This is a genomic window from Streptomyces sp. NPDC058308 (assembly GCF_042880275.1).
Classification (GTDB): domain Bacteria; phylum Actinomycetota; class Actinomycetes; order Streptomycetales; family Streptomycetaceae; genus Streptomyces.
In genome coordinates, this window is the sequence record NZ_JBHVZA010000018.1 from 102,565 (window position 1) to 125,986 (window position 23,422).

A 23,422-nucleotide genomic window follows, 5' to 3' on the forward strand; every position below is an offset into this window, starting at 1 on the left:
CCGCTCGCGCGGGCGGCGCACCACCCATCGCACTCGAAAGGGGCCGTACCTCATGACGCTGATCGGCGCCGCCCCCAGGACGCGGGGTACGGCCGTGGCAGGGCTCATCGTGCTGGTGCTCACCGCCGGATGCGCCGGCGGGGGCCCCGGGCATCCCTCCGGTGGCGCGCGTCCCACCGCCGCCGCGCCGAAGGCCGCCGCGATCCCGCAGCTCGTGTCTGCGGCCGACAAACGGCTGCCAGTCCAGGACTTTCTCCTGACCAACGCGCAACAGGACCGCCTCGACCTGGCCAAGGCGGTGCTCGTCCAGCGGTGCATGGCCCGCTTCGGCTTCGCGTACCGGGCCCCGGCCGTGCCGCAGCAGTTCAGGCCCCGCACGCTCACCCAGCTGCGGTACGGCATCACCGATGCCGCCGCCGCGGCCCGCCACGGGTACACCCCGGCCGGTGCCGGCCGGCAGCAGCCGCACCGGGTGCCGGCCGAGTCACTGCCCGCCCGGGAGACTCTCGTGCTCAACGGCACGAACGACCCCCACGTCAAGCCGGGTTCAACGAGTGCCTACAGCGGTACGCGGGTCGCCGGCCGGACGGTGCCGGCGGGCGGGTGCCGAGGCGAGGCGCTGCGGGCGCTGCGTTCCGACGACCGTCAGGCGGGTGGTGACGCCCCGCTCGTCGACCGCATCAACGTCGAGACGTTTCAGGCATCCCAGCGGGACGACCGGGTGCTGAGGGCGTACGGCAGGTGGTCTGGCTGCATGAAGAGGCACGGTTACCGCTACGCGAGCCCGGACGAAGCTGCGGCGGATCCCGCCTGGCGTACGGCGACGGCCTTGGCCCACGAACGTGCCGTTGCCGCCACCGATGCGCGCTGCAAGGCACAGACCAATCTGGTGGGTGTGTGGTACGCCGTGGAACTCGCCTATCAGCTTCGTGTGGTCAAGCAGCACACTGACGAACTGGCGCGGATCAGGGCGGATGTGCTCCTGCGGCAGCGTCTCGCTGCTGCGGTGCTGAAGGAGCGCCCTTAAGCACTTGGCCGAGAAACAAGGTCCGCAGCAGGGCTTTGTGCACCTGGTCGACCGCGGGCGCGTGTCTTGGCCCCTGTCCATCACTGCGTCCTCACCGCACCATCGTGCGATCCGTCCCGGCGCTGCTGGGCGACTGGTGAGGACGTGGTGCGGGTCGCGGCAAGGAACAGATCCTGCGGTACGCGGTGTCGGGGGCGAAGTTGGACCATTCCTCGCGGGTGAGGTCGCGTGCGACCGTCCTGCACAGCTGGTCGGCCGTGCGCGCGGCATTCGTGTTCCACAGCAGCACCGTGCCGTCCACGCCACCACTGGCCAAAGTCCGGCCATCAGGGCTGAAGGCCAGGGTCCGTACTTGTCGGCTGTGACCGGACAGCACGGCCAGCAGGTGGCGGTCAAAGACGCGCCACAGGTGGACGGAGGCGTCGGCGTCGGCGGTGGCCAAGGTGCGGCTGTCGGGGCGGAAGGCCACCGCGAAGACCGCCCCCGATGCCGTCCTTGCGGGGGCTTTGGACACGCCTCCTGCCGTTGGGGGCGCGTTGTGGGAGAGGCTCGCCAGCCGCGTCCGCCGTACGGCATCCCAGAGGACCACGGTGCCGTCGGCCCCGGCTGTTGCCACCGTACGGGCATCGGGGCTGTACGCGACGTCCAGGAACCGATCGGCACGCGCGGTGAAGGCGGCGGCGTGTCTGGGGGGCTTCGCCACCTGCCACAGGTGCAGAACCCCCGGCGTGGGCGGGTGAGTATCGGCCCCGGTGGCGACCGCGAGGCCGCGACCGTCGGGGCTGAAAGCAACCGAATTCGCTGCGCCCGTATGGCGGTTGAACGTGGCACTGCGCGTTCCGTCGCGTAGATCCCACAACGCCGCGGACCCGTCGTCGCTCGCGGTGGCCAGCGTCCGGCCGTCCGGACTGAACACGGCCTTGTTCACCCGGTCGCGGTGCCCCGTCAGAGCGACCCGCCCCACGTCCCACAACGTGACCGTCCCGTTCTCCCCCGAGGAGGCGAGCAGAGGTTTCGGGCCGGGGGAGAAAGCCAGGCTGTAGACGTTGGTGCCGTGACCGGTGAGTGTGGCGCGGCGGACGCCGCGTGCCGGATCCCACACGATGACGGAACGATCGAGGCCGGCCGAGACCAGATGACGCCCGTCCGGGCTGAAGGCAACGGCGCGTACTGATCCGATGTGGCCGGTGAGGACGGCCCGTCGGGTACCGCGTCCGGCGTCCCAGAGCATGACCTTCTTGTCGTCGCCACCGGTAGCCATCATGCGCCCGTCGGAGCTGAAAGCCACCGCCCGCAGCCAGGTGCGATGACCTCTGAGCGTAGCCAGGCGCGCATGACGCCGGGTGTCCCACAAAGCGACCGTACGGTCACGGCTCACGGAAGCCAACGTGCCCGACGGACTGAACGCGACCTCCGATACGGCATCCCCGTGCCCGGTGAGTTCACCCTGGTGGTACTGGTAAGTGGACATCGAGAGGAGGGCACCGCGCGCTTCGGCTGTCGGCGCGGTCCGGAACGCCGCCAGGCTCAGCAGCTTCGCCAGCGACGGCCGGTGCTGGGCCAGTCCCAGTGCCTGGGAGGCCAGTTGGCGCGAGATCGTGAGCTGCCGCTGGTGCAATGCCACCTGTCGTTGGTGTACGGCGTCTTCCCGCTGCTGGAACGCAATCACCCCCACGCTTGCGGCCACCGCAAGGAGCACGGCCAGGCAGAGGGCCAACACCCGGAGTTGGCGATTACGTCGCGAGGCTGCGGCCCGCTCGGCCTCCTCCCCGGCGATGCTGGCGTCCAAGAACTCCCGCTCCATCAACGAGAGGTCGCCGTGGGAGCCTTCGCGCCGCACCGTCTCCCGCCAGGTGGCGAGCCGACCGCCCCGGTACAGCGCGCCGCTGTCGCGGGCGAGTTCGTCCCATGTCCGGGCCGCTTCCGTCAGGCGCCGCTGCTGACGCAGGCTCTCCCGCTCCTCCTCGATCCAGGCACGGAGCCGGGGCCAAGCGGCGATCAGCGTCTCGTGCGTCAACTCGATGCACCGACCGTTCAAGGTGAGAAGCCGTCCCCGGGCCAGCCGTTCCAGGACCAGTTCGGTGGCCGGACTCGGGTCGATCTCGTTCCGGTCGACGGGGCGGCTCGTGTCGGGGGTGCCGTCGCCCGGGGTGATCAGCCGCAGCAAGATGCCCCGGGCGGTGGCGGCCTGGGGGGCGGGGAGCTGGGTGTAGACGGTCTCGGCGGTCTGGGCGATGGCGCCGTGCAGACCACCGGCTGCCTCATACGCCTCCATGGTCAGAGTGTGACCACGGCGCCGGCGCCAGGTCTCCAGCAGCACATGCGACAGCAACGGCAACGCCCCCGGCTCCTGTCCCACCTCCTCGATCAGATGCGCCGTCAACGCGCGTTCAACGAGCAGGCCCACACCCGCAGCCGGCTTGACGATGACCTCATGTAGTTCACTGGAGGACATGGGAGGAACCGGCAGGCTCGACTCCCGGATGACCGCGGCGAGTTCGGGATGCTCAAGGCAGCGTGCGTAGAAGTCGGCACGTACGCCCAGCAGTACGCGCAGCCGGTTCTCGGGATGGCGGGCGGCCAGCAGGCGGGCGATGAACTCACCTCGCTCGGAGGAGTCGTGGGCAAGAGTGAAGACCTCCTCGAACTGATCCACGACCAGCCACGTGTCTCCGTCGGCCGGCGCGGGGGCCAGGATGTCGGTGTGGGCGTGCAGGGGATGTGCGCCCGGAGTAAGGATCCGGACCGCCACCGGACACGGCCCGCCGGCATCGGGGTGGAGCAGGCGCGGGATGACCCCGGCCCGCAGCAACGATGATTTGCCACTCCCGGAAGGCCCGAAGACAACCGTGACCCGATGCCGCTTCGCCAGCTGCATCAGGAGGTCGGTCAGGTGGTCTCGGCCGAAGAAGAGATGCGCGTCGCCGGTATCGAAACGGGCCAGGCCCCGGTAGGGGGCCGCAGCGGTGCTCTCACTGGCGGCCGCGGCCTCGGACTCCTCACGGGCAGCGGCACGCCAGCGCCGCTCCCAGTCCTGCTCATCGCCTCCGCAGGCTTTGGCATAGGAAAGCGTCAGAGCCAGGGAAGGGAGTCTCTCCCCCGCGGCGGCCCGAGAAAGTGCCGTGATCGAATAACCGGTGCGCTCGGCCAGCGCCCGATACGCGATCCCCCCGGCCTCTTCGCGCAGCTTGCGCAACTCGACCGCGAACCGCGCCACCGGCCCCGTCGCCGGATCGATCGGCTTCTCCCTGCGTCCCACCCTGAACGTCCCCCCGCTCCCTGGATGGTCACCTGGGCGGCACGCTACGGAGCTGGCAAAAGGCAGAGAAGCCGTCCACCGGCCATCCTCACTGGCCGCCCGGCGTACCCTTCCTCCAGAACTCGATTGTCTTCCTGCCCTGAACTTCTTACCCTCGGCGGCCACGTTCGGTGAGGGTCGCGGGGCGTTTGAGGGCCTTGCCGGCGTCGTAGCCAGGGTCCTTCCTCCTACGCCGTCAGGCCGCCGGGTCGTACAGCGTGCGGCGGTGACAGCTGCGCCCCGACTCGCGCCGCGGTCTCCCGCAGCCAGATGTGAGCGGCGTCGTGCGTATGCACCGGATGCCACCACATAGCCTGCTGCAACGGAACCGCCTCGTAGGGAGGTTCCACGACCCGCACGGAGGCGATCGGCGCGAGCCGGCGGGCGAGCCGCGCCTGCACCATGGCGATCCGCCGCGTTCCGGCCACCAGCAGCGGCAGCAGCTGGAAGCTGTCGACGGACACCTCCACGCGCGGCTCCACCCCGAGCATGCCGAGCTGGCGCACGGCCGGAGCGTCGTAGGTGCGCTGATAGGTGACCCACGGCAGGTCCGCGAGGTCCTGCAGCGTGAGCCGGTCCGTGATGGCCGGGTGGTCGTCGGCGACCACGAAGACCCACCGGTCGTCGTAGAGGTCGGTGGCGGGGAAGTCGCTGATGACTCCGTGCGGCATGAGCAGTCCGTCGACGGCGCTGAGCAGCGTCGCGGTGTCCTCGACCACGGTCGGCGGCGTCTGCGCGAAATGCAGCCGGATGCCGGGGGCCTCCTCGTGCACGACGCGGGCGAGTTCGGCGCCGAACACGGACACCGCGTAGTCGGAGGCCACCAGCTTGAACGCACGGCTCTCCTTGGCCGGGTCGAACTCGGCCTGGCTGGAGAAGAGACGTTCCAGGACGTCGTAGGCGGTGGAGGTGCGGTCGAGGAGGACCTGGCCGAGAGCGGTCAATTCGTAGTGGCCGCCGACCCGGGCCAGCAGGTCGTCGTCGAAGTGGCGGCGCAGCCGGGCGAGGGCGGCGCTCATGGCGGGCTGGCTCAGTCCGACGCGCTGCCCCGCACGGGTCACGTTGCGCTCCTCCAGCAAGGCGCGCAGCGCGACGACGAGATTGAGATCCAGACGGGCCAGATTCACGGGCTTTCCCTTGCTGTACGGCGCGTGGGTCGGCGCTGACCAGGGCGCATTCACCTGGCGGATGACTGACATCCACACAATCTATTTCCCAGATCAACGGTGGCGCGTCCAGATTAGTCCCACCGCAATCAGGAGGACATGTCCGTGAAACCTGCTCCCGCGTCCGCGCCCTTCGTCGGCCCGTTCGCCCTCACCACCCTCTCCGCCCCGGCGGAACCCGCGGGACCGGCGGGACCGGCATTCCCTGCATTGGTCACGCCCGAGGAGCACGTCGTCGATCTGCGCGACGCCCTCGGCGACGAGCGGTTGACCGTCCGCCGTCTCCTGGAGGACTGGCCGGGGGTGCTGCCGCGGCTGCGGTTGCTGGCCGCCGACGACGCGGTGGAGCGCAGACCGCTGTCACAGTTCCGGGTGCACGCTCCGGTGGAGCCGCGCCAGGTGTTCCAGTCCGGCGCCAACTACCGGCAGCACGTCATCGACCTGCACGTGGCCCACCGCGCGCCCGGCGACGACCGCCCCGAGGACGAGCGGCGCGCCGAGGCCGCCGAGATCATGGACCGGCGGGCCGCCGAGGATCTTCCCTACGTCTTCATCGGCCTGCCGAGCGCCATCACCGGCCCGTACGACGACGTCGTACTCCCCGCATGGGCCGAAAAGCCCGACTGGGAGCTGGAGTTGGCAGCCGTCATCGGCAAGCCCGCCCATCGGGTGTCGGCCGAACAGGCCCTGGCGCACGTCGCCGGGTACACGATCGCCAACGACCTCACCGACCGCGCCACCGTCTTCCGCCGGGACATGCCGCAGATCGGCACCGACTGGCTGCGCAGCAAGAACGCCCCCGGTTTCACCCCGCTCGGCCCGTGGCTCGTGCCTGCGGAGTCGATCGCCGACCCCGACGATCTGCGTCTGATCCTGAAGCTGAACGGCGAGCCGATGCAGGACGAGTCCACCAAGGACATGATCTTCAACGTGGCCCGCATGGTGTCCTACGCCTCACACACCGCTCAACTCCTGCCCGGCGACGTGGTGTTGACCGGCTCACCGGCCGGCAACGGCATGCACTGGGGCCGGCTGCTGCGCGACGGCGACGTGATGGACGCCTCCATCACCGGGCTCGGTGCCCAGCGCACCCGCTGTGTCGCGGAGGTGACGTCGTGACCACTGGACGCCTGGACCGCGGCGACCCCGAGAGCGCGATCGCCGAGGCCGCCAAGGCGTACTCGAACTGGGGGCGCTGGGGCGCCGACGACGTGCTCGGCACGCTGAACTTCCTCGACGAGGCCAAGCGTCGCGAGGGCGCCGCGCTGGTCCGAAGGGGCGCCAGTTTCTCCCTCTCCCAGCGCTTCGACATGGACGGGCCGCAGAGGGGCTGGCGGCGCCGCACCAACCCCGTCCACACGATGCTCGACACCGGCACGGACGCGGCCCTCGGCAACCAGAACTTCCCGCACGGCCTGGGCGGCGCCGACGACGTGGTCGCCATGCCGCTGCAGTGCTCCACGCAGTGGGACGGCCTCGGCCACATCTTCGACCACGGCAAGGCGTGGAACGGCCGGGACGCGGCGACCACCGTCACCTCCGAAGGCGACCTGGTGACCGGCATCGAGCACATGGCCCCGTACGTCGCCGGGCGCGGCGTCCTGCTCGACGTCGGCCGGGTAGTGGGCGAGGACGGCGAACTGCCCGTCGGCTTCGCCATCACCGAGGACCACCTCACCACGACGGCCGAGGCACACGGCGTGACGGTCGGCCGCGGCGACATCGTCCTCGTACGCACCGGCCGCCTCACCCGGGCCCGGCGCGAGGGCTGGGGCGACTACGCGGGCGGACCCGCGCCCGGTCTGTCGTTCACCACGGCGGGCTGGCTGCACCGCGCGGAGATCGCCGCGGTCGCCACCGACACCTGGGGCTTCGAGGTCCGCCCGAATGAGTTCGAGCACGCCTTCCAGCCGCTCCACCAGGTCGCCATCCCCAACATGGGGCTGCTGATCGGCGAGATGTGGGATCTGGACGGGCTCGCCGCGGACTGCGCGGACGACGGCCGTTTCGACTTCTGGCTCACCGCCGCCCCCCTGCCGATCACCGGCGCGGTCGGCTCGCCCGTCAACCCGATCGCCGTCAAGTAGCCCTCAGAGCCTGCCTTTGAGGAACAGAGAGGAACAGAGGAGCACCCCTCATGAGCACACTCCGCACGGTCCTCGTCATCGGCGGTGGCGCGGCCGGCAACGCCGCCACGGTCCTGCTCCGCCGCGCCGGGATCGCCGTCGACCTGATCGAGGCCAGGGACGACTGGAACGCCACCGCCGGGTCCGGCATCACCCTCCAGGGCAACGCCCTGCGCGTCCTGCGCGAACTCGGCGTGTGGGAGCAGGTGGAGAAGTCCGGCTACGGGTTCGGCTCGGTCGGCATCACCGCCCCGGACGGCACCGTCCTGCACGTCGCCGAGGACCTGCGCACCGGCGGCGACGACCTGCCCGCCACCGTCGGCATGCAGCGCCCCCAGTTGCAGCGCGTCCTCATCGACGCGGTCCGCGCCTGCGGCGCCGCCGTCCGCCTCGGCGTTCGCGCCGTATCCCTGGACCAGTCCGCCGACGACGGTGTGACGGTCAGCTTCAGCGACGGCACCGCATCCCGCTACGACCTGGTGATCGCCGCCGACGGACTCCGCTCCGCCACCCGCGCCGCGATCGGCATCACGGACAGGCCCGAGCCCACCGGCATGGCCATCTGGCGGATCGCCGCCCCCCGCCCGGCGGGGGTGACCCGCACCGACCTCGCGTACGGCGGCCCGGCCTACATCGCCGGGTACTGCCCCACCGGCGAGGAGACCCTCTACGCGTACGTCGTCGAGGCCAACCGCGACCGGGCGGGCATCGCGGCGGCCTCGTACGCGGACGAGATGCGCGCCCTGGCACAGCACTACGGCGGCCACTGGCCCGAGATCACCGCGCACATCACCGACCCGGCGAAGGTCAACTACACCTGGTTCGACCGGCTGCTGGTCGAGGGCCCGTGGCACCGCGGCCGCGTCGTCCTCGTCGGCGACGCCGCGCACTGCTGCCCGCCCACCCTCGCCCAGGGCGCCGCCCTGTCGATGGAGGACGCCTGGGTGCTCACCCAGATACTGACCGCCACCGACACCTGGGACGACGCCCTCCTCCAGGCGTATTACGAGCGACGCGTCTCGCGCGTACGTCCCGTCGTCGAAGCCTCCGTCCAGATCGGCCGGTGGCAGCTCGACGGAGTCCGCGACGCCGACGTGCCGGGCCTGATGGGCCGCACCATGACCATGCTGCGGGAGCTGCCGTGACGGCGTCGCCGCCGACCGTCGACGTACACGCGCACGTCCTGCTGCCCGAGATCGACGCCCTGGTCGACGGCCTGCCCGGCCTCGCCGATGCGCGTGCTCTGGACACCCGCCGCAACGGCCCGGCAGCGCTCGAGGTCAACGGCCCGATGATCGGCGAACGCATCGCCCGCCTCACCGATCCGGCCGTCCGCCTCGCGGCGATGGACGCCCAGGGCGTGGACGTTCAACTCGTCAGCCCCTCCCCCTCGCACTATCACTACTGGGCGGACGAGGAAACGGCCGAGAAGGTGTACCGGCTGGCCAACGAGGCCACCGCGGCTCACTGCTCGGCCGCGCCGGACCGGCTGCGCGGCCTCGGCCTCGTACCGCTCCAGCACCCTGAGCAGCTGAGGCGCGCCCTCGACCACGCCATGACACAGGGCCTCGCAGGTGTCGAGATCTCCAGCCACGCCCCCGGGCGCGAGCTGTCCGACCCGGCGTACGAACCGTTTTGGTCGCGTGCCGAGGAGACGGGCGCGCTCGCCTTCCTGCACCCCTTCGGCTGCACCCTCGGCGAGCGCCTCGATCAGTGGTACTTGTCCAACTCGGTGGGTCAGCCCACCGAGAACGCCGTCGCCCTCTCCCACCTGATCTTCTCCGGAGTCCTCGACCGCCACCCCGCGCTCACCCTGATCGCGGCGCACGGCGGCGGCTATCTGCCCACGCACATCGGTCGCGCCGACCACGCCTGGCGGGTGCGCCCCGACGCACAGCGGTGCCGCGAGGCGCCGAGCAGCTATCTCAAGCGGGTCTACTTCGACTCACTGGTCCACGATCCGTACGTGCTGCGGGAGTTGGTGCGGGCGGTCGGCGCGGACCGGGTGCTGCTCGGCTCCGACTTCCCCTTCGACATGGGCACCGAGGACCCGCTCGGCGCGCTGCGCGCGGCCCGCCTGCCCGAGGCCCACTTCGAGGCGGTGCGCGGCGGCACCGCGACCGCCCTCCTGCGGAAGGACTGACCCGTCATGAGCAACCGTCTGCTCACCCACCTGCGGCACGTCGACCTCGCCGTGCCCGACTACGACAAGCAGCTCGACTTCTACTCCGGCATCTGGGGCCTGACCAAGGTCGCCGAGGACTCCGGCATCTCCTTCCTCGCCGCCGAGGGCAGCCCGGAGAACTACGCCGTCCGCCTGCGCAAGGCCGAGGAGAAGCGCCTCGACCTCGTCTCCTACGGAGCTGAATCCCCGACCGACGTGGACACCCTGGCCGAGCAACTCCTGGCTGGAGGAGCGCAGTTGATCTCTCGCCCCGGGAAGGTCGACACTCCCGGCGGCGGCTACGGCTTCCGCTTCTTCGACGTCGACGGGCGCACCATCGAGGTCTCCGCCGACGTCGAGGTCAGGCGGCACCGCAAGATCGAGGAGAAGGAAGCCGTCCCGGTCAGGCTCTCCCACGTCGTCCTCAACTCCCCCGACCTGAACCGGACTCGGCAGTGGTACGAACGCCACCTCGGCTTCGCCCTGTCCGACACGCTGTCCTCGCCGCACATGGGTGAGGTCATGCACTTCATGCGGATCTCCAGCCAGCACCACTCGATGGCCATCGCGCAGGGCCCGCACACGGCCCTGCACCACGTCTCCTTCGAGATGCGCGGCCTCGACGAGTACATGCGCGGATCGGGCCGCGTCATGCGCGCGGGCTTCCGGAAGATCTGGGGCCCCGGCCGCCACATGGCGGGCGACAACACCTTCACGTACTTCCTCGATCCGCACGGCAACACCGTGGAGTACACGACCGAGTTGGAGGAGCTCGACGAGGACACCTGGCACCCGCACGTCTACGACTTCTCGCAGCCCGAGGTCACCGACCAGTGGGGTACCGCGAACCCGATGAACGAGCTGGTCGCCAAGGAGTCCTTCAACGACGTCGACCGCGGCGTGTTCATCGCCCCGCCCGTCTGACCCGCCCGCCCCGGGGGCGCGGCGGCCCTGTCCGTGCCCTGACCGGTCCCTCCGCGCCCCCGGCCCCCGCCCGCGCCAGGAGCCCCCATGCGATTTGCCACCTACGCCCGCCGGCACCGCGCCCGCGTCGCCGTCGTCGAGGCCGACGGCACCCTCCACCCGCTGCCCGACACCACTTCACTCACCGAATTGGTCCGCTCCGGCGGCGGACTGCCCGCCCTCCTCGACGCCGGTGCCGCCGCGCTCGACGCACCACCAGGGCCGCACGTCTCCCAGGTACGGCTGCTTCCCCCGCTCCAGCCCTCCTCCGTACGGGACTTCGTGACCTTCGAGGAACACGTCGAGGGCGTACGCCGCTCCGTGGACGGCGTCGGCGGCGTACCCGACCAGTGGTACACGGCTCCCACCTTCTACTTCACCAACCCGCACGCGATCCACGGACCCGGCGACGACATCCCGATGCCGCCCGGCTCGTCCGTCCTCGACTACGAGCTCGAGGTCGCCGCCGTCATCGGCCGCGAGGGCTTCGACCTCACGCCCGAACAGGCCCGCGACCACATCGTCGGCTACACCGTCTTCAACGACTGGTCCGCCCGCGACCTCCAGGCCGCCGAGATGAAGGTCGGCCTCGGCCCCTGCAAGGGCAAGGACACCGCGACCACGCTCGGCCCGTACCTGGTCACGGCCGACGAGCTGGAGCCGTACCGTGACGCCGACGGCTTCCTGCGCCTCGCGCTGACGGCCGAGGTCAATGGGGAGACGATCGGCAAGGACCTGCTCTCCAACATGAGCTGGACCTTCGAGGAAATGGCCGCCTACGCCTCGCGCGGCACCCGCGTCGCCCCCGGCGACGTCCTCGCCTCCGGCACCTGCGGCAACGGCGGCTGCCTCGCCGAACTGTGGGGCCTGCGCGGCGAACAGACCCCGCCACCGCTGAAGCCCGGTGACACCGTCACCCTCACGGTGGAAGCGATCGGCAGCGTGGCCAACACCATCGTGCCCGGCGCGGACCCCGTGCCGCTTCCAGCGGGCCGACGCCGGTCCCGGGAACGGCCGTGACCGGTCCATACCCCAGGAGGCTCAAGGCCGGAGAGGCGCCTGGCCTGGGGCCCCTTCCCGCCAGGGCGGCGGCTCGCGCCGCTCGGCTGCCGGCGGATGCCGGACGCCGGACGCCGGATGCCGGATGCCGGACCAGCCATTTCGTCATGGCCGCAGCGGCGCTCCTTCCTCTCCACCGCCGTACGCTGTCCAGTAACCGCATACCGCCAACTCCCTGTGTCAGATGGTGAGTTCGGGCATCAGGGGGTGCATGGGCATGCCGGTGAAGGGACATTCCCACGACTACTCGCGCAGCGAGGCGACGCGTCTGCTGTGTGCCGGGGCCTATGTCCACGGCATGTTCCGCCGCAAGGTCATCGAGGAACTCATCGAGCACGAGGAGCGGTCCGTCGCTCCCTCGCTCGGCATCGACGTGGTCCCGGTCCTGGCCCACGCGCTGCGCGCCCGTCGCCTGGAGGCGCAGGCCGCGGCGCAGGTCCTCTTCATCTGGGTGCTGTTCATCGTGGTCGAGCTGAACGCCGATGTCCCGTCGCTGCTGGTTCCGTGGTTCGTGCTGTACGCGGTGATCGTTCTGCTGGTGTGGAGCGCCCGGTTGACCCTCGGCGCGCGCAGCCTGTCCGTCTACACCATGGACCGCGCGACCCTGCGCCGCGCCAGCAGCGGCCGGCTCACCGTGCTGGCGCCGATCGGGCCCCGTCTGTTCGTCCTCGCCTACTGGGGTACGGCGCTCTCCCTCGCCTTCTTCGATTCCGCGACACTGCTCGCCCTGCTCTTCCCGGCGCTGCTGGTCCTGCCGGTGTGGCTGCACCGCTGGCGGGTCGAGGACATCATGCGTCGGGAGCTGTCGTCCGACGCCTTTTCGAGGGTGCCCCGCGCGCTGCCGCAGAGCACGCTGCGGCTACGGCGGATCACCGCCGCCATCGACCGTGAGCAGTACGCCCCGCTCACTTTCTACGACCCCTACCGCCCCTTCGTCGGCGCCGGACGCCCCTATGAGCCCTGGTCCTTCGCCCTCGAACTGCGCCGACGCGTCGCTCATGACGGCAGCCGACCCGCTGCCGACCGGCTGCTGGCACGTACCGTCCTCGATCTGATCGTGCCCCGGCTCGAGCGGCTGTGCGCCTCCGCCGCCGCCACCGGCCGCGACCGCCTGCGCGAGCTGGAAATCGACGAGTTCGTCTATCTGCCGGTCGGTCCGGCCCGCGCTCAGGTCTCCTACGACGCCCGCTCCGTCCACGGGCACCTGGCCGAGGCCGTCGACGAAGGCGGCGAGGCCAGGCGGCACTTCCTGCGGATCCGGATCGGCGCCTGGGACGAGCAGGTGGTCGTCTCCATCCTGGTCCGGGTGCACACCCAGGGCGAGATGCTGGTCCTTGAGGTCATCCCGCACATCCTGATGCCGCTGAGCGACACGTTCAGGATCGTGGACGTCGTCGCCGCCCGCGAACACCCGGACCTGGGGCGTGACGCGGTCCGTGCCCTGTTCGCCGCGCCCTCCGCGTCCGTGGCAGCCGGGGCCTCCGCCATCCGCACGGTCATCGCGCTCTTCCGCGTCTGGCTGGCCGACCCCCGGCGCGCGGTTCCGGACGGCCCGGAGACATCGGTCCGGGAACAGGGCAGCGCCGAGCAGGTCTCACTCATGCAGGAGATGGACATCAGCCGCTACGTGAAGACCGTCCAGGACCGGATCATCAGCGGCGTACGGGAGGCCCTGCGCACCCAGGGCTACGAGACGGGCGAGTTCGAGCAGCAGATCGTCAACGTCAGCAGTGGCGGCGTCTTCGTCGGAGCCATGAGCGGCGGGGCCGTCGCCACCGGCGACCATGCCAGGGCCCATCACTCCGCGCGGCCGGGACCGGCCCACGGCAACACACCCCAGGGGACACCAGGAGGTTCCGCATGACCGGCACCGCACCACCCCACGGCCCTGACCCGGGCGGCACCGACGAACCACCGCGCCGCGTCGCGGGCTCCTCCTCCGGCAACATCACCATCACCACGATGCACGGCGGCGCGGTCGCCTCCGGTCCCGGCGCCCAGGCTGTGCACACCACACGCGATGGTGTGACGCTTGGCCCCGACATCGCGGCCCTGCTGACGGCCGTCCGCACCCTGCGCGACCAGCTGCCGCTGCTCGCGCCCGGCGCTCCGGACCCGGACAGGGTCGACCCGGCAGCCGAGCTGGACGGCCAACTGGCCCTGGTCGAGGAGGAGATAGCCACCACCGGGCGGCCGGAGCAAGGCCGACTGGAGCGGCTGCGCGCCTACCTGGAGACAGGCACGAGCGCGGCCGGTGGCCTGGCCTCGGCGGTGGCTGTGGTCCAGGCGATAGCCCAGCTGCTGGGCGGCTGAACAGCACGCGAACGAACGCATCGGGGTGCACCATGAGCCAATGGGACGCTGACAACCAGCGCTGGGTTCCGCAAGGACCGCGGCGCGGGCAGCCGGAGTACGAGCCGCCACTACAAGGACCGTCTCCGTACGGGCCGCAGCCCACACCGCCACCGGACGCGACCGCACCGAGCCCCGGCCCTCCGCGCTCACCCGAGCCCGACTCCGTGGTCACCAACCCCCAACGCCGCTTGATCCTCAGCCTGATCGCCATCGTCGTGTGCGCGGTCCTGGGCGTCGGCACCTGGTTGCTCGTGGACCGCTCGAGCGACAACGGTTCCGGCACGCTGTCGGGCCCGGCCAGCCCGACGGCAACCAACAGCCCGACCGACGCGCCAACCACCGAGACGACCGACGAACCCACCACCGAACCCACCGCCACCGAGCCCACCGCCTCTGCCAGCTCACCCGTCTCCGACGGCGGCCAGCCCGCCCCCGGCTACACCCGGGTCGAGGACGAGGCCGGATTCACCGTCGATGTCCGCGACGGCTGGCAGCGCACCACCCGCGGCGCCAGCGTCTTCTACACCTCACTCGACGAGACTCACTTCCTCCAGATCTTCCAGCTGAACGGCCCGGAATCAACCCCGTACGACTCCGCCGCCGAGGCCAAGCGGCTCGCCTCGCAACTCCCCGGTTTCAGCCCTGTGAGCCTCAACCGCCAGGGACCGGACACCGACTCCAACGCCTACCTCGAATACACCTACACCAACAGCCAGGCGGGCGATCGGCGCATCATGGACTACCGCGGCACGGAAGCCGACGACGTCATGTACGCCGTGCTGGTCGCGGCGCCCGTCGACGAACGGACCACGCAGTTCGAGATACTGCAGAACGCCGTGAACTCCTTCTGCCCCACGGCCTACTGCACATCCCCATGAGTAACCGCCCGCCTTCCGGCACACCTGGCCGCAGCGCGCCTGGTGGGCCGAGAATTCCGGGGCATCTCCTTCACGGGCCAAGGGTCCGCGGCCGCGGGGGCGTTCGGCTCGCTCTTCCTTTCCCTCTCGGTGCACCAGGTCCGCTGCACGACCCAGGCGGGCCGGACGCGAATTCAACTCCGCGAACAACCTGGTGAGTTGCTCGATACGCTGGGCGAGCAGGCTCAGCGTCATGCGGGTGGCCCGGGCGTTGTCGGCGGCGGCCGCACCGGTCAGGGGGGACGATGCGGTGAACGCGACAGGGGCGGCGTCCGTGCCGGACGCCGCCCCTTGCGTTACTGACCGGGGGTTACTTGACGTTGACGCCGGTCCAGGCGGCGGCCACGCGCTTGTACTCGGTGGAGTTCGCGCCGTACAGGTCCTTCGCGGCGCGCAGCGTGCCCTTACGGGCCGCCTTGTAGTCGGTGGTCGACGTGAAGTACGTCGTCAGGGCCTTGTACCAGATCTTCTCGGCCTTGCCGCGTCCGATGCCAAGGACCTTGGAGCCGTCGGCGGTCGGCGAGTTGTACTGGACGCCGTTGATCCGCTTCTTGCCGCTGCCCTCGGACAGCAGGTAGAAGAAGTGGTTGGCGATGCCCGAGGAGTAGTGGACGTCGACGTTGCCGGCGTTGGTGCTCCAGTTGTCCAGGGAGCCGCCGTCCTTGCTCGGCTTGTCCATGTAACGCAGCGGGGAGCCGTCGCCGTTGATGTCGATCTTCTCGCCGATGAGGTAGTCACCGACGTCCTTGGAGTTCTTGGCCTTGAACTCCACAGCGGTGGCGAAGATGTCCGAGGTGGCCTCATTGAGGCCGCCCGACTCGCCGCTGTACTCCATGTTGCCGGTGGCCGAGGTGACGCCGTGCGTCATCTCGTGGGCCGCGACGTCGATCGAGGTGAGGGGCTTCTTGTTGCCCTCGCCGTCGCCGTACGTCATGCAGAAGCAGCTGTCGTCCCAGAAGGCGTTGACGAAGTTGTTGCCGAAGTGGACCCGCGACGTCGCGCCCTTGCCGTCGCCGTTGATGCCCTTGCGGCCGTGGACCGACTTGTAGTAGTCCCAGGTGAGCTGGGCGCCGTAGGCGGCGTCGACGCCGGCGGTCTGGGCGCTGGAGGGATTGCCATTGCCCCAGACGTCGTTGGCGTCCTTGAAGAGCTTGCCAGTGCCGTTCTCCGCGTGCTTCAGGTCGAAGGTGCGGTGGCCGCCACGGGCCTTGTCGGTCAGCTCGTAGCCGCTCGTGACCTTCTTGGAGCCGACCGTGACCTTGCCGCTGTACTGGCTGTTGCCGGTGCCGTTCTCGATGGCCTGGTACTGGTACAGCTTCTTGCCGGTCGCGGCGTCCGTGATGACGTGGAGCCTGCTGGGCGTGCCGTCCTTCTGCGTTCCGGTGACGACGGTCTCGTACGCGAGGACGGGCTTGCCGGAAGCGGCCCAGATCACCTTGCGCGGCGACTGCGCGTCGGCCTCGGCGGTCTTCGCCTTCGCGGCGGTCGACTCCGCGGACTTGGCGACGGAGGACTTGGCCAGCTTCGCGTCGGTGGAGGCGACCTTGACGGTGGCCTCGGTCGCCTTGGTGACGCCCTTCAACTCGCCGCTCTTGGCGGTGTGCACGACGAGGTCGCCGCCGAGGACGGGCAGGCCGTCGTAGGTGCGCTCGTAGCGAGTGTGGGTGGTGCCGTCGCTGTCCTTGACCACGTCGCGGACGACGAGTCTCTCCTTGGCACTGAGGCCGATCCGCTCGGCGGTCGCCGATCTGTCGGCGCTCGCACCCTGGAGGAGGTCCGCGCGGGCCGATGCCGAGAGGGCGACGGGTGAGCCGGACGGCTCGGTGTCCTTGGCGGGCTGGGCGGAGGCGCCGGTGGTCAGTCCGGCGGTGAGCAGCGCTCCGGCGGCGACAGCGGTGGCGATCGCGAGCGTCGAACGCTTACGGGATATATGAGGGGTCACGCGGGCTCCATCTGTGGGGGCCCGGGAGGCATGAAGGGCCGCCCGAGGCAGAAAAGGACGCGATGCGGGCGTGCAGCGTGGTGCTGTACGTGCAGCGTGTTGCGAGGAAGCGTGCCATTCGAGCCAGGTACATGTCAGCATTTTTGCCGGATGTTGGCCGGATACGGTCCGTTGAGCGATGGTCGACATACGCAATGCGAACAGGTCGTGAACGCGGGCGGCCTCGGCAACACGCCCGACATCCCCGGGAGTTGACCACCCGGGGCGGCGGCGTGGCTCGGTGAGGGCGGAGGCTCTGTGCGGGGTGAGGTTTACGGGAAGGTGACCTTCCCGCTGTGGGCGCAGCCCGTGTCCTGCGCGGCCTTGCCCTGGACCTTCAGCTTCCAGGCGCCGTTGGCGACCTCCGAGGAGGCGTTGACCGTGCAGGTCCCGTGCAGGTCTCCTTGACGTTGTCCGCGGAGTTCGAGTCGGCCCGCGGCGATGCCATCGGCGTCCGGTGTTGAAACGGAGGCCCCTTATATAACGCCGACTGTGGTGGAGCCGAGGGGCGTCAGGGGTTATTCAAGTAGGTGAGGACGGCGAGGACGCGGCGATTGTTGGTGTCGTCATCGGTGATGCCGAGTTTGCCGAACATGGAGGTCGTGTATTTGCTGATGGCGCTTTCGCTGAGGAAGAGCCGCCGGCCGATGGCCTGATTGGACAAACCTTCGGCCATGAGGCCGAGTACGGAGTGTTCGCGTTCGGTGAGCCGTTCGAGCCGCCGGTTCGAGGACCCGCTGGACAGCAACTTGGCGATGACGGCTGGGTCCATTGCGGTCCCGCCACCGGCGACGCGTTCCAGGGCATCCACGAACTGATCGGCGTCGAAGACGCTCTCCTTGAGGAAATAGCCAATGCCACCGGCGCCGTCGGCCAGGAGTTCCCGGGCGTACAACTGCTCGACGTACTGGGAAAGAATGAGGACCGGCAGTCCGGGCAGTTCTCTGCGGGCGGCCAGAGCAGCGCGCAGGCCCTCGTCCGACTGGGTCGGCGGCATGCGGACGTCAATGACGGCGACGTCCGGCCGCCACGTCAGCAGTGCCTCAAGCGTCTCGGGTCCAGTGGCTGCCGTCGCCACCACCTGGTGCCCGCACGCCTCGATGAGGCGGACCATTCCGTCACGCAGGAGGTAGAGGTCTTCGGCTACTACGATTCGCATGGCACCATCATCCTCACCCGGGTCGGGCCGCCTGCCGGGCTGGTGATCTCCAGGGTGCCGTCGAAGACCGCAAGCCGGCGACGCAGCCCCGCGAGTCCGCCGTCGGCTCGCACGCCGGCTCCGCCGCGGCCGTCGTCTTCGACATCGATGACGATGCCGGTGTCGTCCCGGGTGAGGGAGATCCGGGCCAGGGTCGCACGGGCGTGCTTGACCGCGTTGGTCAGCAGTTCGGCGACGGCGAAGTACAGGGCGGACTCGATCGGCGGGTCCAGGCGGAGCTGAAGGTCGGCGCTGACAACTGCTTCCAGCGGGCTGTCCAGGGCAAGAGCGCGGACGGCATCGACGAGACCGCGGTCGTTCAGCACGGGCGGGTTGATTCCCCGGACCAGTTCGCGGAGCTCGGTCAGTGAAGCGGTGGCACCGGCCCGCGCTTCCCTCATCAGCGCCTTGGCCTGGTCGGGGTCGGTTTCCATCAGTCTCTCCGCAGTCGCCAAAGAGAGCCCGAGCCCGACCAGGCGGGCCTGCGCCCCGTCGTGCAGGTCGCGCTCGATCCGGCGGATCTCGGCGGCCTGAGCGACCGTCGCGTCCGCGCGCCGGGCGGTCAGTTCGTCCACCCGGTCCGCCAACGCCATAGCGGGTGACGGGCGTAGGAAGCGGACGGCCACTGGCTCGACACACCGCCAGGCATACGGGGCACTGGCGAAGGCCACGACCAGGCCGAGCGCCCCGATGGCGCGAGCGGCGGACTCCGTCCTGCCGAGCCCCAGGACCGCCACGGCCACCCCGGCCGGCGGGAGGGAAGCGACGACGCCCGCGGTGAACGGCGCGATCGCCGTGAACCTCAGATCGCGCCAGTTGGCGGGGTCCCTCCACCGCAGGCGCCACTTCTGATCCAGGAGGGCGTCGCGGCGGGTGCGCTCGTAACTGAAGCCGTTCCACCAGTACCCGGTGGACATCCGCGACACCGGCCCGGCCTCCCGGTATCCGGCGGGGATGACGGTGGCCGTCCACCTCGTGACAAGGAAGCGGACCATCCGGCAGACCGGGCGGGACAGGGCGAGCGTGCCCCCGCACACCAATACGCCCGGCGCGACCCACGACCACGGGTTTCCCGCCCCCCACCGGATCCCCAGCGCCACGGCGACCGCCCACAAGGCCGGGACCAGCATGCTGATGCCGACCACGACGCACGCCCGTACGAACCCCACGCCGGCGCGCGCCAGCCACGAACCCAGCTGCCTCATGTCTCTTCCTTCGCTCTCCGTCCGGTGCTCCCACTGTGCACTGCGCGGAGCGCGCTACCGCCCTGGTCAGCCGGAGAGTAGGGCTATCCCCACCCGCCCGTGCGTCCAGACGGATACCGCGTCGACCGGGCGCTTCGTAGCGTCGGTGAGCATGGAATCCAACCTCCACACCCCGCCTGCGGCCGCCCACCACGACCACCCCCACACCCGACGAGCCTTCGGCACGGCGAAGCGCGGCACCAAGGTTTACGGCGCCCTCAGCACCCTCGCCCTGCTGGCGGTCATTGCGGCGTCGAGCAGCGGTCATATGGTGAACACGTTCATGTGGGTCCGGGCAGTCCTGCTGCCCGTGGTCGCTGTGCTGATCCACCGGATGATCGTCTCCGCTTCCCGGGGATCCCGACGGGCCTTCGAGCGCGTCAGCGCCCTCGCCGTGATCATGCCGATCGCGATCATCGGTGCCGACCTGATCCCGGGTGTCTGCCCGCCGTGGTACGCGGTAGTGCAGGTCGTCTGCATGCTGCCCGTCATCCACGTCGCGTTCGTCATCCGTGGCTCTGCACCGGGCGCCGCCTTCCCCAAGTCACGCTGACCCGCGCGGAACTCGTACCCTCCTCCCTAGGCGTGGAAGGCCGTGGTCGAGCCGAGCGGGGCCCGCTCCGCCACGACCCGGTTCACCGGTGCGCTCTCGTCGGCGTAGCCGAAGGAGATGCCGACCAGCAGTTTCCCTTCCGTGACGCCGAGTTCGGCGCGGACGGTGTCGGCGTAGAAGGACAGCAGCCCCTGCGGGCAGCTGTCCACGCCGTACGCGGTCATGGCCAGGAGCAGGGTCTGCATGTAGGCGCCGACGTCCGCGGCCAGCCGTGCGCCGCCGTCTCCGGTGACGAACAGGAACGCGGCGTGCGGTGCGCCGTAGAAGCCCAGGCTCTCCTCGTCGTAGGCCGCGCGTGCCGCCTGGTCGTCGGGGCCGATACCCAGCGCTCCGTACAGTCCGGCGCCGAACGCGGCCCGGCGCGTGCGGTGCACCGGCGCGTACATGGTTTCGGAGTACGGGAAGTCCACCGAGGTGCGCTGCTCCGTGTGGGCCGCCCGCAAAGCGGCTGCCAGCCGCTCACGCGCCGCTCCGCTCACCACCTCGATCTGCCAGGGCTGCGCGTTGGAATTGGACGGTGCGGCGCCGGCCAGCGAGAAGACATTTCGCATCGTGTCCTCGGGCACGGCATCGGGCCGGAAGGCGCGGGTCGCGTGCCGACCGCGTATCAACTTCTCGGCGCAACCACTCAGTTCGGTGGGGAAGGGCCTGTTCATGGCAGCTCCTCGTCAACAGTCAGGTAAACGGTTGCGTTTACTTACGAGGGCGACCTTAACAGGACGCCGGAACCTAAGTAAACGCAGGCGTATACTTACTGGATGAGTACGACGGCTACGTCAGTTCAGCGGCGGGGACGTGGCGGCCGGGAGCGCATCCTGGCCGCGGCCGCCCAGCTGTTCGGGACACAGGGCATCAACGCGACCGGCATGGAGCAGGTCGCGGAACGGGCCCCGGTGTCCAAGCGCACGCTCTACGCGCACTTCCGGACCAAGGACGACCTGGTCATCGCTCATCTGCGGGACCTCGCGACGTCGGGCGCCACCCTGGAGAACGCGCTGACCCGCGAGGACATCCCCCCGCGGGAGCGGCTCCTCAAGCTGTTCGACCAGCCCACGACGGAAGCGGCCCCGGTGCGCGGGTGCCCGTTCATCGACGCCGCCGCGGAGTTCCCCGACCCCGCGAGCGCGGTCCACGCCTACGCGCGCGAACAGAAGTTGCGGATGGCCCATCTCATCGCCGCGCTGCTGACGGAACTGGGGTGCCGCGAACCGGCGGCACTCGCCGAGCAACTGGCCACCCTCGCGGACGGGGCGGCCAGTCGGGCCATGGTCCTTGGCGAAGCGGACTACGGCATGCACGCACGGGCGGCAGCGGAGGTCCTTCTGGAACATGCCCTGCCGGGAACGGGCAAGTGATCGAAACGAAGCCTGTGCGCCGCCGGGCACGGGCGGGTCACCCCTCGGCCCGATGGCCCGGGCCGAGGGGTGACCCGCGGTCCGGACGCGGCCGGAACCCCGGCTCCCGGGACTGTTCAGCCCCGGTCGAGCTCATCCCCAGGAGAGCTCAGTCCTGGTGGAGTTCGTTGCGGCCCGGACCCCCGGAGAGCTTGTCCGTGCCCGTGCCGCCCCACAGGATGTCGTCACCGCTGTTGCCCCACAGCGTGTCGTTGCCCGCCTCGCCATAGAGCTTGTCGTTGCCCTTGCCGCCGTAGAGGATGTCGGCGCCGCCCTTGCCGTGCAGGACGTCGTTTCCGTCCTCGCCGTGCAGGTTGTTCTCCTCGCCGGTGCCGGTCAGGGAGTCGTTGCCGGGGCCGCCGAAGCAGTCCTGGCTGCAGTGGGTGAGGGTGTCGTTCCCCGCGTCGCCCCACGGGCCGAAGCCGAACGGGCCGCCGCCTCCGTCGAGGCGGTCGTCGCCGTCGCCGCCGTGCAGGAGCGCGGATTCCGACGCCTTGATGACGTCGTTGCCCTTGCCACCGTAGATCCCGGCCCAGGCCTGGCTGGTGGGCGCGAGGGTCGCGGTGTCGTCCTTGTCACCGAGGTCGATGCGGTAGGTGTCGGAGTCGTCCGAGTTCTCCGGGATCTTGAACGCACACCGCACGGCGGCGTGGTCGCCCTCCTCGGGGTACGCGCACTCGTCCCCGTCCGCCGCGTCGGCGGAGATGGCGATGTCGTACCGGTCGTGGAAGGTGACGATGTAGTACGAGTCGTGCTCGCCGCGGTGCTCGATCTTCTCGTCGACCGTCACCTTGTTCTGCTGGCCCGGCGCCGCCTTGTACCAGAGCTCTCCGTCGGCAACGACGACAGAGGCCGTGGCCCGAGCGGCGGACGGGGCGGCCTGGGCGGCCGACGCCGCTAAGCCGGCCGTGCCGAGAGTCAGGGCGAGGGTGGCGGTGGCTGCCATGGTCCGGTGAATGCGCATGCGGAAGTGCCCCTTCAGGGTGTGCGTGTGCAGTGGTGCTTTTGGTCACCCGGTTAGACAAGGGGTCCGAGAACGGAGTTGCCCAGCGGCTCATGAACAGCGTCGGACGGCGTGGTGACCGACATCTGGATGGTGCGTGGACGGACGGCCGAGGTGGCCTTCCTGGGCCGGTGCTCCGACTGCGCCGCCGCCTGACCGGCGGCCCACGCGGACCGTCCTGCCTTCAAAGACAGGCTCTCAGCCCTCCCCGACCGCCTGACGGTCGGTCAGGGCGCGCGCCTTGGCGTTCTCGATGTGCTGCCGCATCTCCTTGGCCGCGCCCTCCGCGTCGCCCGCCACCATCGCCGCGTGGACGGCTCCGTGTTCGCGGGCCGGGGACTCCGCCTCCGACGACCCCAGCTCGGTGAAGAGCCGGAAGCGCTGGACATGCCCGCCCAGGGAGCGGTACGCGGCCTCCAGGAAGGGGTTGTCGCACTGGGCGGCGATGCGCAGATGGAAGCGCTCGTCGGCGGCCCAGTAGGCGCGCACGGACGCCGAACGGGGCGCGGTCGCGTACCGCTCCAAGTCGTCGATGCTCGCCTTGAGTTCGGCCAGGAACTCCGGCGTGGTGCGGCGCGCGGCCTCGTGGACCATCGCGGGTTCCAGGACGAGACGCGCGTCCATCAGCTTGATCAGTTCGCGCTCGGTGAAGAGCGGTGCCACGCGGTACCCCTTGAGGGCCTCGCGCCGTACCAGACCGGTGTGTTCGAGGCGGGCGAGTGCTTCGCGGAGCGGAGTCTGGCTGACGTTCAGCTCGCGGGTGAGAGCCCCGATGTTGAGCGACTGGCCCGGTGACCAGAGTCCGTCCATGAACTGCCCGAGCAGCACCTCGTACATCTTGTCGGCCAGGGGTTGCCGGGCGGGCGGGCGGGTCGTAGCCATCGTGCCTCCTTCGATGCCCGACCTTAGCGCAG

The 23,422-nt window shown here is 70.2% G+C and carries 21 protein-coding genes; 12 read left to right on the forward strand and 9 right to left on the reverse strand.

Annotation, left to right across the window (positions count from 1 at the left end; all coding sequences use genetic code 11):
- Positions 1-52: 52 nt before the first annotated feature.
- Complete coding sequence (locus ACFVYL_RS24150) at positions 53-1,027, forward strand: hypothetical protein (RefSeq protein WP_389719354.1); 975 nt, start codon at positions 53-55, stop codon at positions 1,025-1,027.
- Positions 1,028-1,118: 91 nt separating this feature from the next.
- Here ACFVYL_RS24150 and ACFVYL_RS24155 read toward each other — a convergent pair whose 3' ends face one another.
- On the reverse strand, positions 1,119-4,286 hold the full coding sequence (locus ACFVYL_RS24155) for a hypothetical protein (protein WP_389719355.1): 3,168 nt from the start codon (positions 4,284-4,286) through the stop codon (positions 1,119-1,121).
- A 227-nt stretch (positions 4,287-4,513) separates the two neighbouring features.
- Positions 4,514-5,452 carry a LysR family transcriptional regulator gene (locus tag ACFVYL_RS24160; protein WP_389719356.1) on the reverse strand — a complete coding sequence of 313 codons (939 nt, stop codon included), beginning with the start codon at positions 5,450-5,452 and terminating at the stop codon, positions 4,514-4,516.
- Positions 5,453-5,590: 138 nt separating this feature from the next.
- On the opposite strand from ACFVYL_RS24160, the gene ACFVYL_RS24165 reads away from it, so the two are divergent.
- From ACFVYL_RS24165 to ACFVYL_RS24205, 9 genes are all read left to right on the forward strand, one after another.
- Positions 5,591-6,610 carry a fumarylacetoacetate hydrolase family protein gene (locus ACFVYL_RS24165; protein ID WP_389719358.1) on the forward strand — a complete coding sequence of 340 codons (1,020 nt, stop codon included), beginning with the start codon at positions 5,591-5,593 and terminating at the stop codon, positions 6,608-6,610.
- An 11-nt stretch (positions 6,611-6,621) separates the two neighbouring features.
- Positions 6,622-7,578: a cyclase family protein gene (locus ACFVYL_RS24170; RefSeq protein WP_389719451.1), complete on the forward strand. Its 957-nt coding sequence runs from the start codon at positions 6,622-6,624 to the stop codon at positions 7,576-7,578.
- Positions 7,579-7,628: 50 nt separating this feature from the next.
- On the forward strand, positions 7,629-8,762 hold the full coding sequence (locus tag ACFVYL_RS24175; RefSeq protein WP_389719359.1) for an FAD-dependent oxidoreductase: 1,134 nt from the start codon (positions 7,629-7,631) through the stop codon (positions 8,760-8,762).
- Positions 8,759-9,760: an amidohydrolase family protein gene (locus tag ACFVYL_RS24180; RefSeq protein ID WP_389719361.1), complete on the forward strand. Its 1,002-nt coding sequence runs from the start codon at positions 8,759-8,761 to the stop codon at positions 9,758-9,760. Before ACFVYL_RS24175 ends, ACFVYL_RS24180 begins: the two co-directional genes overlap by 4 nt.
- A 6-nt stretch (positions 9,761-9,766) precedes the next feature.
- Positions 9,767-10,705, forward strand: a complete 939-nt coding sequence (locus ACFVYL_RS24185) for a VOC family protein (protein WP_389719362.1) — start codon at positions 9,767-9,769, stop codon at positions 10,703-10,705.
- A gap of 87 nt (positions 10,706-10,792) precedes the next feature.
- Positions 10,793-11,764 carry a fumarylacetoacetate hydrolase family protein gene (locus ACFVYL_RS24190; RefSeq protein ID WP_389719364.1) on the forward strand — a complete coding sequence of 324 codons (972 nt, stop codon included), beginning with the start codon at positions 10,793-10,795 and terminating at the stop codon, positions 11,762-11,764.
- Positions 11,765-12,020: 256 nt separating this feature from the next.
- Positions 12,021-13,667 carry a hypothetical protein gene (locus ACFVYL_RS24195; protein WP_389719365.1) on the forward strand — a complete coding sequence of 549 codons (1,647 nt, stop codon included), beginning with the start codon at positions 12,021-12,023 and terminating at the stop codon, positions 13,665-13,667.
- Complete coding sequence (locus tag ACFVYL_RS24200; protein ID WP_389719366.1) at positions 13,664-14,116, forward strand: hypothetical protein; 453 nt, start codon at positions 13,664-13,666, stop codon at positions 14,114-14,116. The genes ACFVYL_RS24195 and ACFVYL_RS24200 overlap by 4 nt, the downstream gene beginning before the upstream one ends.
- 32 nt (positions 14,117-14,148) lie before the next feature.
- Positions 14,149-15,036, forward strand: coding sequence for a hypothetical protein (locus ACFVYL_RS24205; protein WP_389719368.1), 888 nt, complete (start codon positions 14,149-14,151; stop codon positions 15,034-15,036).
- 349 nt (positions 15,037-15,385) lie between these two features.
- Here ACFVYL_RS24205 and ACFVYL_RS24210 read toward each other — a convergent pair whose 3' ends face one another.
- From ACFVYL_RS24210 to ACFVYL_RS24225, 4 genes are all read right to left on the reverse strand, one after another.
- Positions 15,386-17,017 carry a M4 family metallopeptidase gene (locus tag ACFVYL_RS24210; protein WP_389719369.1) on the reverse strand — a complete coding sequence of 544 codons (1,632 nt, stop codon included), beginning with the start codon at positions 17,015-17,017 and terminating at the stop codon, positions 15,386-15,388.
- Between the two features lie 311 nt (positions 17,018-17,328).
- Positions 17,329-17,499 (reverse strand): proprotein convertase P-domain-containing protein, encoded by a 171-nt coding sequence (locus tag ACFVYL_RS24215; RefSeq protein WP_389719453.1) that lies wholly within the window; start codon positions 17,497-17,499, stop codon positions 17,329-17,331.
- A gap of 68 nt (positions 17,500-17,567) precedes the next feature.
- A complete protein-coding gene (locus tag ACFVYL_RS24220; RefSeq protein ID WP_389719370.1) occupies positions 17,568-18,215 on the reverse strand; it encodes a LuxR C-terminal-related transcriptional regulator in 648 nt (215 codons plus the stop codon).
- Positions 18,203-19,459 carry a sensor histidine kinase gene (locus tag ACFVYL_RS24225; RefSeq protein ID WP_389719371.1) on the reverse strand — a complete coding sequence of 419 codons (1,257 nt, stop codon included), beginning with the start codon at positions 19,457-19,459 and terminating at the stop codon, positions 18,203-18,205. Before ACFVYL_RS24225 ends, ACFVYL_RS24220 begins: the two co-directional genes overlap by 13 nt.
- Positions 19,460-19,610: 151 nt before the next feature.
- Between ACFVYL_RS24225 and ACFVYL_RS24230 the strand changes: the two genes are divergently transcribed.
- Positions 19,611-20,051 (forward strand): hypothetical protein, encoded by a 441-nt coding sequence (locus ACFVYL_RS24230; RefSeq protein WP_389719372.1) that lies wholly within the window; start codon positions 19,611-19,613, stop codon positions 20,049-20,051.
- A 26-nt stretch (positions 20,052-20,077) separates the two neighbouring features.
- Here the strand turns inward: ACFVYL_RS24230 and ACFVYL_RS24235 are convergent, their stop codons facing one another.
- Entirely contained in the window at positions 20,078-20,767 is a 690-nt protein-coding gene (locus ACFVYL_RS24235; RefSeq protein ID WP_389719373.1) for a nitroreductase family protein, read from the reverse strand.
- 102 nt (positions 20,768-20,869) lie between these two features.
- Between ACFVYL_RS24235 and ACFVYL_RS24240 the strand changes: the two genes are divergently transcribed.
- The gene (locus tag ACFVYL_RS24240; protein ID WP_389719375.1) at positions 20,870-21,466 is read left to right on the forward strand and encodes a TetR/AcrR family transcriptional regulator; all 597 of its coding nucleotides are present in this window, start codon (positions 20,870-20,872) and stop codon (positions 21,464-21,466) included.
- A 148-nt stretch (positions 21,467-21,614) separates the two neighbouring features.
- Here ACFVYL_RS24240 and ACFVYL_RS24245 read toward each other — a convergent pair whose 3' ends face one another.
- Both ACFVYL_RS24245 and ACFVYL_RS24250 read right to left on the reverse strand, forming a co-directional pair.
- Complete coding sequence (locus ACFVYL_RS24245; RefSeq protein WP_389719377.1) at positions 21,615-22,469, reverse strand: calcium-binding protein; 855 nt, start codon at positions 22,467-22,469, stop codon at positions 21,615-21,617.
- A 237-nt stretch (positions 22,470-22,706) separates the two neighbouring features.
- Positions 22,707-23,390, reverse strand: a complete 684-nt coding sequence (locus ACFVYL_RS24250; RefSeq protein ID WP_389719379.1) for a GntR family transcriptional regulator — start codon at positions 23,388-23,390, stop codon at positions 22,707-22,709.
- Positions 23,391-23,422 lie beyond the last annotated feature (32 nt).

What these genes read in the sequence shown, in the direction of transcription:
- ACFVYL_RS24240 (WP_389719375.1), top strand. Translation starts at nt 20,870, where the DNA reads ATGAGTACGACGGCTACGTCAGTTCAGCGGCGGGGACGTGGCGGCCGG.
- ACFVYL_RS24190 (WP_389719364.1), top strand. Translation starts at nt 10,793, where the DNA reads ATGCGATTTGCCACCTACGCCCGCCGGCACCGCGCCCGCGTCGCCGTC.
- ACFVYL_RS24165 (WP_389719358.1), top strand. Translation starts at nt 5,591, where the DNA reads ATGTCCGTGAAACCTGCTCCCGCGTCCGCGCCCTTCGTCGGCCCGTTC.
- ACFVYL_RS24230 (WP_389719372.1), top strand. Translation starts at nt 19,611, where the DNA reads ATGGAATCCAACCTCCACACCCCGCCTGCGGCCGCCCACCACGACCAC.
- ACFVYL_RS24175 (WP_389719359.1), top strand. Translation starts at nt 7,629, where the DNA reads ATGAGCACACTCCGCACGGTCCTCGTCATCGGCGGTGGCGCGGCCGGC.
- ACFVYL_RS24220 (WP_389719370.1), bottom strand. Translation starts at nt 18,215, where the DNA reads ATGCGAATCGTAGTAGCCGAAGACCTCTACCTCCTGCGTGACGGAATG.
- ACFVYL_RS24195 (WP_389719365.1), top strand. Translation starts at nt 12,021, where the DNA reads ATGCCGGTGAAGGGACATTCCCACGACTACTCGCGCAGCGAGGCGACG.
- ACFVYL_RS24225 (WP_389719371.1), bottom strand. Translation starts at nt 19,459, where the DNA reads ATGAGGCAGCTGGGTTCGTGGCTGGCGCGCGCCGGCGTGGGGTTCGTA.
- ACFVYL_RS24235 (WP_389719373.1), bottom strand. Translation starts at nt 20,767, where the DNA reads ATGAACAGGCCCTTCCCCACCGAACTGAGTGGTTGCGCCGAGAAGTTG.
- ACFVYL_RS24250 (WP_389719379.1), bottom strand. Translation starts at nt 23,390, where the DNA reads ATGGCTACGACCCGCCCGCCCGCCCGGCAACCCCTGGCCGACAAGATG.
- ACFVYL_RS24205 (WP_389719368.1), top strand. Translation starts at nt 14,149, where the DNA reads ATGAGCCAATGGGACGCTGACAACCAGCGCTGGGTTCCGCAAGGACCG.
- ACFVYL_RS24185 (WP_389719362.1), top strand. Translation starts at nt 9,767, where the DNA reads ATGAGCAACCGTCTGCTCACCCACCTGCGGCACGTCGACCTCGCCGTG.
- ACFVYL_RS24245 (WP_389719377.1), bottom strand. Translation starts at nt 22,469, where the DNA reads ATGCGCATTCACCGGACCATGGCAGCCACCGCCACCCTCGCCCTGACT.
- ACFVYL_RS24150 (WP_389719354.1), top strand. Translation starts at nt 53, where the DNA reads ATGACGCTGATCGGCGCCGCCCCCAGGACGCGGGGTACGGCCGTGGCA.
- ACFVYL_RS24200 (WP_389719366.1), top strand. Translation starts at nt 13,664, where the DNA reads ATGACCGGCACCGCACCACCCCACGGCCCTGACCCGGGCGGCACCGAC.